Here is an 8,203-nt window from a genome sequence, read left to right on the forward strand (position 1 = left end):
TCTCTTTTTCAGCAACCTGCTAAAGCTTGTCACGGGGATCATTCGGGAAGGGCGGTTAATGCTTCCTGAACTTTGTCCCAAACGGTGGTGACGTCGATATTCTTTAATTCCCCATTTTCATAGTCCATGTCCGGCGAAAACTCTCCTTTGGCGGAGGGGTGAATCATGAAACAGCGATGCTTTTCAAGGTCAAATGGGCCGGTTCCGCGTGGATCGTAAGGACCAAACAAGGCGACGGTCGGCACCTTCAAAGCGAAGCCGACATGCATGGGGCCGGTATCGCAGGTGATGAGCAACCGGGCCTGGCTGATAATATAGCTGTCTGGTTTTAGTGGAACTCCGATTGAATCGCTGCATCGGTCCGAGTTCAGTGTTGCCATCATATCGTGGATATGTTGCTTTTCACCCGGCCCGCCTCCCAGAATTATTTTATAAGCTGTCTTTTCCAGGATTTTTTCCGCTAATTCAAGAAAACGATCTTCCGGCCAACGCCGGTGCGCACCGGAAGCGCCGATATTGATGTAGATATAATTTTTGGGCGACAAGGATTTTTTTCTCATGAATGCGTGGGCTTCGCTGCGCTCGGCGTCATTAAAAAAAATCTCCATATATTTGCCAGCACTTTGCGCTCCGATTTTTGCAATTAAAATCAACCGCCTCTGAATTCCGTGAACCACGCCCTCCTTCTCCATTCGGACCCGGTTTTTTTCCCGAATCCAGGAGGAGTTCTGGTGTGCCAAAAGAGATCGATATGTTAACCACGGCAAAAGGCGTGTGATATCTTTATTGGCATGGAAGATGAGGACATGATCGTATCGGGTCCACAATAGACTCAAACCAAGCAGAGGTTGCTTGAACCATTTAGGGGAATAGTGAATGATACGGTCTATATGGGGGTTACCCTCGAAAAGTTTTTCCCAGTGAGGGTTTATAAGAAAATGTATGTCTGCATCGGGGAAAGATTTTTTTAAAGCTCTAAGGGCGGGGGTTCCCCACAAGCTGTCACCCATGCCGGTTGTGCTCACTACCAGAATTTTCTTCATAGAGGTTGGATGAAAATATTACTCGGTTTAATCTGATGATGGAGTAGAAATGGCAGAAGAAGAATTTTTGGTTTTTTCAGCTTCTCTGGAGCATTCGCCAGTTTTTTCTGCGATGACATACAGATTGAAGCCATAACCGGCCCAATCCAGAAGGGGACTGATATAATTGATCGGGTTGATGAAATTTTTGAAGTCCCTTTTCATTGCCCACAAAAATTTTTCCCATTTGGTAAAAGGTCGGTCTGGTTTTTGGTAGGGTTTATTTTTTGGAGGTGAAAAAAACCCCTTTTTTGCCCGGTTGGTGTTTTGGTACACCAAGCCAAATCCTGAGGAGTTCAGCATTTTTTTCAGGGTGAGGGTTGAAAAAAAATATAGATGCTGGAGAGAAGTGTACCCCACCCATTTCCCTTTCACCCAGGTAGCATTTTTCGTATTTGGGGTCCAGATGACCAGAATGCCACCCGGACGCAATATGGAATTGATGGTTTTCAGGAAATCCGCAGGACGCGGGAGGTGCTCGATTAAATCCCAGAGGACAATGACATCGAAATAGTGTTTTTCGTAGTTTGATTGTTCCAGGGAGCGGCAGTGGACATTTTTTAATTGTAATTCATTGCGGGCAAATTCGACAAAATCAGGAACAATATCGATCCCATGGGGATCCCAGCCGCGCTCCTCGGCGGCTTTCAGAAAAAATCCGCCGCCGCACCCGATATCAAGCAATTTCCCTTTTCCCTTGGAGTATTTCTCAATCAACTTCAAACGGCGGTGGTATTGTTTGTTATAGGATTTTTTTCTGTCGGTTCGCTCCCGAATATAATTCTGGTAATAGGGGTGCTCTTCCCCGTCCTGTCGATATAATTGATCAAGATATTCCTTGTTGGGAATCGGGTTGACCAACTGCAACCCACAGCAACGGCATTGGACCACCTTGGACAAATTATTCCACTCACAGAGGGTGGAAAACTGGTCGGACCCGCAATTATCACAGGGAATGAGTTCGAATTGTTCGGACACGGGCTGGGGCATTGGGAATATTAAAGGACAGGGGATTCCTTGTTTTCCACCCATTGCACGACAGGGGTGGAAAGGAATGACTTCCATGTTGATATCGACACTACTGAGGGGATATGTTAAATTATTCGCCGTCCACTTGCAACCTATCCACGATTTTTGATAACGGGTTCCTGCCTTGAAAGCGCTCCATATTTTACATTCTGAAGCTGCAGTCGGCTGGGGCGGGCAGGAAATAAGAGTGGTTCAGGAGACTTGCATGCTCCTGGAGCGAGGACACCGAGTCACTATCATCTGTCAACCGGGTAGCCCGCTTGCGAAGCGATGCCAAGCCATTGAGCACCCGGAGTTTAAGTTTTTTCCTGTAGCCATGCCGCGACCTCTAAGCCCAAAGGCTTTTGGCATGTTGTACCGGCTGATTAAAAATGATAAACCTGATATTCTGCACACTCACAGTTCCATCGACAGCTGGCTGGTGTCTTTTATTGGCAAATGCCTTGATATTCCCATCGTTCGCAGTCGGCACGTCTCCATTCCGGTTAAAAATCATTTTCCCAACAACTGGCTGTATGCCAACTTTCCAAAGCGAATCCTCACCAGTGGTGAAACTATCCGTAATGTTATGATCCAACTCAAAGGTGTGACTCCAGAGCAGGTGGTGTCCATTCCCGCCGGAGTTGATATGCGCCGGTTTGACTTGAGTGTTTCTGGGGAAGAAATTCGCACCGAGCTGGGCTTGAAACCGGGACAGCCGTTGATCGGTAAAATCGGGGTGATTCGGGGTTGGAAAGGACATAATTATTTTCTGGAAGCGGTTCCTCTTGTTCTGGAAAAGTTTCCCGATGCACGGTTTATTATCGTCGGGGCCGGTCCGGGGTACGAAGAGATCAGGGAAAGATCCCGAGCGCCTGAAATGAAGGGGGCCGTCACGGTCATGGGGCACCGGGAAGACGTTCCCGAAATTATTGCGGCGATGAATATTATGGTCCTGGCGTCCTTCGCCGGAGAGGGAACGTCACAGGTGATTCCCCAGGCATTTGCCATGAAAACGCCCGTTGTGGCAACCCGTGGAGGATCCATTGCCGAATTGTTCCGCGATGGAGAGCGAGGCGTGCTGGCGGATATCAAAAGTGGAAAAAGTCTGGCGGAGGGGATTGTGAAGCTATTACAGAATCCTGAATGGGCCAGGGAACTGGCCGAAAACGCCTATGACTATTGCCGTAAAGAGTTGACCTGGGATCGAAAAATGGACCAGACCCTTAAAGTGTATAACGATGTGCTGGGCGCCTCCTTGAAATAAACAGTTTGTGGTGTGGATTGAACGGACCCTTCGATGAAGATTGCAGTCATCCGATACAAATATGTCAACTATGGGGGTGCGGAAGGGTTTGTGGATCAATACACGAACCAGCTTGCAAGCGCCGGGCACGAGGTCCATATATTTGCCCATCAATGGCAGACGGACAGCGCTCCTCGTTTGCAGGTGCATCCGGTTCCCGCATGGACCTTTAACTCTTTCATTCGTTCACTTTCTTTCTCCTGGTTTGCCGCCAGGGAAATTCGCAAGCAAAAATTTGACGTTGTTCAAAGCCATGAACGCATATTTGATCAGGACATCTACCGGGCCGGAGACGGCTGTCACAGGGAATGGCTGGAACAGCGGAGAAAATTTCTTTCCCCGGTTAAAAGATTTTTTCTCGCATTCAACCCTTTTCACCGGTTGATTCTTTTCATGGAGAAGGGGATGTTTGAGAAAAAGTGGTGCCGGAAAATTGTGGCGATATCCGAAATGGTTAAAAAGGATATCCAGAAACATTACCGCGTTCCAGATGATAAGATAACGGTGGTTTACAACGGGGTGGAACTGGAACGGTTTCATCCGAAAAATAAAAAATTGTATCGTTCCAAAATAAGAGAAAAGCTGAAGGTTCCCGATGCGAGCGTTTTGATCCTGTTTGTCGGGTCGGGGTTTGAGCGCAAAGGATTAAAATTTCTGATTCAATCCCTGGAGTTTTTATCTTCGGACAACTGGCAGCTCCTGCTGATGGGTAAAGGAAACTGGAATCGCTACCTGGGTTTTACTTCCCCGGAAAAGCGAAAGAAAATTCATTGCCTGGACCCTGTGGATGATCTGGAACAATACTATGCGGCGGCGGATATTTTTGTATTGCCGTCGATCTATGAACCTTTCGGCAACGCCAACCTGGAGGCCCTTGCTTCCGGGTTGCCGGTCGTGACCAGTATGCACAGCGGCGCGGCGGAAATTCTGGAACATGGAAAAAGCGGAATGGTTGTTGAAAATCCGTCCGACCCGAAAGAAATTGCGGAACATATCAACCCCTTGTTTGATCCCGTTGTCAGGGAAAATATGGGACGGCACGCCCGGGTTCTTGCGGAAAAATTCACGCAGGCGAGAAATATTGAGGAAATGATGGGAGTTTATCAGGAGGTGATAGGGTCGTATAAAAAGTAGGCGCGGTCCTGGATCAATTTGTTTTCAAGACCTGTAAAGATACAAGGGGTTCCGGCATTGGGGTTGAGGGTGGGAAACTAACCCACTGAAGTACTGCAGGACAGTTTTATTTTTCAACTCAATGCCTTCACGTGCAGGCATCGAGATTTTTTTTAAATTACTAGACAGATTCATGAATATCAGCTTAATCAAAAGACTTTTTTATAATATTCGTCCCTATATGGGGAGGTTGATTCTGGCCATTTGTTTCTCTGTTGTGGTGGGAGCCATTTCTACGTCTCCCGTTCCCTTGATTCAAAAAACATTCGATAAAATATTTGTGGAAAAAGACTTCTTCATGTTGAAGGTTATTCCGCTGGCTCTGATCGGATTGTTCTTCATCAAGGGAGTGCTGCTTTACGCTCAGAACCTGATCATATTTTGGATCTCGTGGGATCTCGTTGTTTCCTTTCGACAGAAACTATTCGATCATATCCACAGTCTGCCCTTTGGATTTTTTGAAGATATGGAAATCGGTCAGTTGATTTCCAGAGTCACTGGGGACGTCTCCGTCATGCAATCCACGGTGACCCGTCTTTTAAAGGAATTTGTCCAGAATGGAGTCATGCTGGTGGGGCTTCTCAGTTGGGTGTTTTATCTGAACTGGAAATGGGCGCTGATGGCGTTTATTATTTTTCCAATTATTATTTTTCCGGTTGCCAATATAGGAAAAAAGCTAAAACGTCTCAGCCACAAGGGGCAGGAAGTGATGGCAGATTTGTGTTCCACTGTGGTGGAATCTTTTTCCGGCATCAAGGTGGTCCGGGCATTCGGGCTGGAGCCGAGTGAAAAGAAAAAGTTTTCAGATCTGAACCAGACGCATCTCACGATCATGAAAAAGAATGTCAAATATATCGAGATAATTTCTCCCTTAATGGAGTTTCTCAGCGTTATCAGTGCGGCGACTATTCTCTGGTACGGCGGCGGCAAGGTGATGACGGGTGAGGTGAGCCAGGGGACATTCATCGCCTTCATAGTGGCTCTTTTTATGATTTATGGACCGCTGCGGATTCTGATTAAGAATTATGGCAGCTTGCAAATTGCCCTTGCCGGCGCTGAACGAGTGTTTTCAATTCTTGATATGGATAAAGAAAAGGTCAGGGAAGGAGATAAAGAACTTACAAAATTCAATGATGGCATTGAGTTTCGGGACGTCTCTTTTTCGTATCCCTCCAGAAAAGGTGTTGTCCTGAATCGAATCAATCTTTCCGTTAAGAAGGGCGAGGTGCTTGCGATTGTCGGGATGAGCGGGGCCGGGAAAACAACTCTGGTGGACCTGCTGTTTCGATTTCATGATGCAAGCAAGGGCGGCATCTTCATTGATGGGTTGGGCATTCACGAATACCGCTTGAAAAGTCTGCGTGCAAATCTGGCATTAGTTACCCAGGAAACATTTTTGTTCGACGATACCATTTGGAATAACATCGCTTTTGGGAAAGAGGGAGCGCTTGAGGAAGAAATCATGGGAGCCGCCCGTGCCGCTCATGTGGACTTCTTTGTCCAGGAAATGGAACACGGATACGATACCAGGATCGGAGAACGCGGTGTTAAGTTGTCTGGGGGCCAAAAACAGCGGATTGCGATTGCTCGCGCGATTTTGAGAAACGCACCGATACTGGTTCTCGATGAAGCCACCTCATCATTGGATTCGGCATCCGAAAAAATTGTCCAGGACGCCCTGCATAATCTGATGGAACATCGCACCACATTTGTGATCGCCCACCGCCTCTCCACCGTAAAAAATGCCAATCGGATTATTGTTCTCGACAAGGGGGAAATCGTCGAAACGGGGACGCACGAAACTTTGCTCGTCGATAGCAAATTGTATCGAAAGTATTATGAAATGCAGTTTTCCAAATGATCATTCTCGGAATTTATGGGTAGCAGTCGCTAATAGAATTTAACCTGTCAGATAAATATGAACAGTCAGTTTCGATCAGATGGTAAAAAGATTCGCCTGGATGTGGGGGGAGGTGGGCTCGATCAAAATAAAATTGATCGTTATAAACGATATATTGGTATGGATTACGATCCATCTGACTTTACGGTTATCGATGTAGCGCCACTTCCCGGAGTGAACCTGGTTTGTGACTTGTCCCAGGGGCTGCCTTTAGAGAGTGGTTCTGTGCATGAAGTGTATTGTGTGCATGTCCTTGAGCATATTCAAGATTTGAAAGGCATCATGAGGGAAATCCACAGGGTGTTGAAACCGGGAGGACTTCTTAAAATATGGGTCCCGCATTGTTTTAGCCCCATAGCTTTTGGCGACAGCACGCATGTCAGATTTTTCACCTTTGAAACCTTTTCCCAATTCGACAAAAAGAGTCCCGGCTCTTATTATTATGATTTTCACTTTGAGATGATTCAATCAAAGATGCAAATATTTCGGCGCTGGTACAAGGTGAAATGGTTTGACAAAATCCTGGAAAGATTGATCAACCGGAAGCAAAGAAGGGGAGAGCGATTTCTCAAAATCCTGCCCTATAAGGAATGGGAAGTGGTCACAGAATTAAGAAAAGAGCAGTAGGGTGCCAATAAAGATAGAATGAGATCATTCCCTCGGTATCCTGAATTTTTTAAACAAGTTCACATGTGTCAAAATGCATTGGCAAAGCGACAATATCTCCATTGATTTCTTTTTTGGATTTGAGATTTACTTTTTCCAGGAATCTGTGCGGACGGAAATTACTTTTTGAACGGATAAGATATAGCTCATAACCGAGCGTAGAGAGAAGGTTTTCTATTTTGTTTCTTAGCTCCTGCGGGTTGGAATAATACCCTTCAAAATGCTCATAAATAATTACCAGCTTGTCTTTTTCAATTAAAGCAATGGCCCCTTCCAGAACTTTGGTTTCATACCCCTGAACATCAATTTTGATTAGCGAGACACGCCTGTTTTCCTTAATGTGTTCATCCAGCGTTATGATGTCGATGGTCTCTTTTACAAATGTATCATCCAGGTCGAAATTGCTTTCAATGGAAGCCAGACCCTTGTTATAGGTATCATTCGTTGCGGCATGAATTTCAACCTTTCCACTTTTTTCCCCAACTCCAATTTTAAAAATCTTCAAATTATCCAGACCATTGATATCCTTTGATTTTCTCAAGCAATTAAAGGGAATGGTAGTGGGTTCGTAGCTGTAAACCAGGTTGCCAGGGTATTTTCGGGAAAAATACAAGCTTTCAAAACCAATATTTGCTCCCACATCAATAATGATAGTATTTTCTTTAATAAAGCGATCAGCAATGGTTATCAAATCTCCTTCATAGGAACCCTCCTTGAGTATCAATTCTTCAATAATGCCCTTGCTTTCAAAATAAATTAAAAACTCAACACCCTTGAATCGGATTAAATCAATGATCGGATATTTTATTTTTAAAGCTTTGATGCTCCTTTTTTGAATGTATTTATTATAGGCATTCCAAGGAATTTCCAACCCATAGTAGGAAAGGAGAAACAAAATGCTTTTCAGGTTATGGATAAACTTTAAGGCACTGCGGTTCAAATTTTTTAATTCCTTAGAAAAATAATATGTAATTTAAATAGCCATCAGAAAAAGAAGCCGTTTTACAATTTCGAGTGAGACCCGTCGCAGAAAGGCGACTTGCTGGTATGGCCGCAGTCGCAGATGGC

Annotated in this window: 7 protein-coding genes; 4 read left to right on the top strand and 3 right to left on the bottom strand. The window is 45.3% G+C overall.

Annotated features, from left to right (window positions below):
* Positions 1 to 38: 38 nt before the first annotated feature.
* Together O3C58_13820 and O3C58_13825 are read right to left on the bottom strand one after the other, a co-directional pair.
* Entirely contained in the window at positions 39 to 1,043 is a 1,005-nt protein-coding gene (locus tag O3C58_13820) for a glycosyltransferase family 9 protein (GenBank protein MDA0692928.1), read from the bottom strand.
* A gap of 27 nt (positions 1,044 to 1,070) precedes the next feature.
* Entirely contained in the window at positions 1,071 to 2,072 is a 1,002-nt protein-coding gene (locus O3C58_13825) for a class I SAM-dependent methyltransferase (GenBank protein MDA0692929.1), read from the bottom strand.
* A 163-nt stretch (positions 2,073 to 2,235) separates the two neighbouring features.
* Between O3C58_13825 and O3C58_13830 the strand changes: the two genes are divergently transcribed.
* The 4 genes from O3C58_13830 (at position 2,236) to O3C58_13845 (ending at position 7,096) form a co-directional block, all read left to right on the top strand.
* Positions 2,236 to 3,357: a glycosyltransferase family 4 protein gene (locus O3C58_13830; GenBank protein MDA0692930.1), complete on the top strand. Its 1,122-nt coding sequence runs from the start codon at positions 2,236 to 2,238 to the stop codon at positions 3,355 to 3,357.
* A 33-nt stretch (positions 3,358 to 3,390) separates the two neighbouring features.
* On the top strand, positions 3,391 to 4,530 hold the full coding sequence (locus O3C58_13835; protein MDA0692931.1) for a glycosyltransferase family 4 protein: 1,140 nt from the start codon (positions 3,391 to 3,393) through the stop codon (positions 4,528 to 4,530).
* 172 nt (positions 4,531 to 4,702) lie between these two features.
* Positions 4,703 to 6,430 (top strand): ABC transporter ATP-binding protein, encoded by a 1,728-nt coding sequence (locus tag O3C58_13840; GenBank protein MDA0692932.1) that lies wholly within the window; start codon positions 4,703 to 4,705, stop codon positions 6,428 to 6,430.
* A 57-nt stretch (positions 6,431 to 6,487) separates the two neighbouring features.
* Entirely contained in the window at positions 6,488 to 7,096 is a 609-nt protein-coding gene (locus O3C58_13845) for a methyltransferase domain-containing protein (protein MDA0692933.1), read from the top strand.
* A gap of 49 nt (positions 7,097 to 7,145) precedes the next feature.
* Here O3C58_13845 and O3C58_13850 read toward each other — a convergent pair whose 3' ends face one another.
* On the bottom strand, positions 7,146 to 8,075 hold the full coding sequence (locus O3C58_13850) for an FkbM family methyltransferase (GenBank protein MDA0692934.1): 930 nt from the start codon (positions 8,073 to 8,075) through the stop codon (positions 7,146 to 7,148).
* Between the last annotated feature and the right edge of the window lie 128 nt (positions 8,076 to 8,203).

The organism is Nitrospinota bacterium, from assembly GCA_027619975.1.
Classification (GTDB): Bacteria; Nitrospinota; Nitrospinia; order Nitrospinales; family VA-1; genus JADFGI01.

Bases quoted from the DNA above. Each gene is read 5' to 3' on its own strand.
- O3C58_13835 (MDA0692931.1), top strand. From the start codon at position 3,391: ATGAAGATTGCAGTCATCCGATACAAATATGTCAACTATGGGGGTGCG.
- O3C58_13825 (MDA0692929.1), bottom strand. From the start codon at position 2,072: ATGCCCCAGCCCGTGTCCGAACAATTCGAACTCATTCCCTGTGATAAT.
- O3C58_13845 (MDA0692933.1), top strand. From the start codon at position 6,488: ATGAACAGTCAGTTTCGATCAGATGGTAAAAAGATTCGCCTGGATGTG.
- O3C58_13840 (MDA0692932.1), top strand. From the start codon at position 4,703: ATGAATATCAGCTTAATCAAAAGACTTTTTTATAATATTCGTCCCTAT.
- O3C58_13820 (MDA0692928.1), bottom strand. From the start codon at position 1,043: ATGAAGAAAATTCTGGTAGTGAGCACAACCGGCATGGGTGACAGCTTG.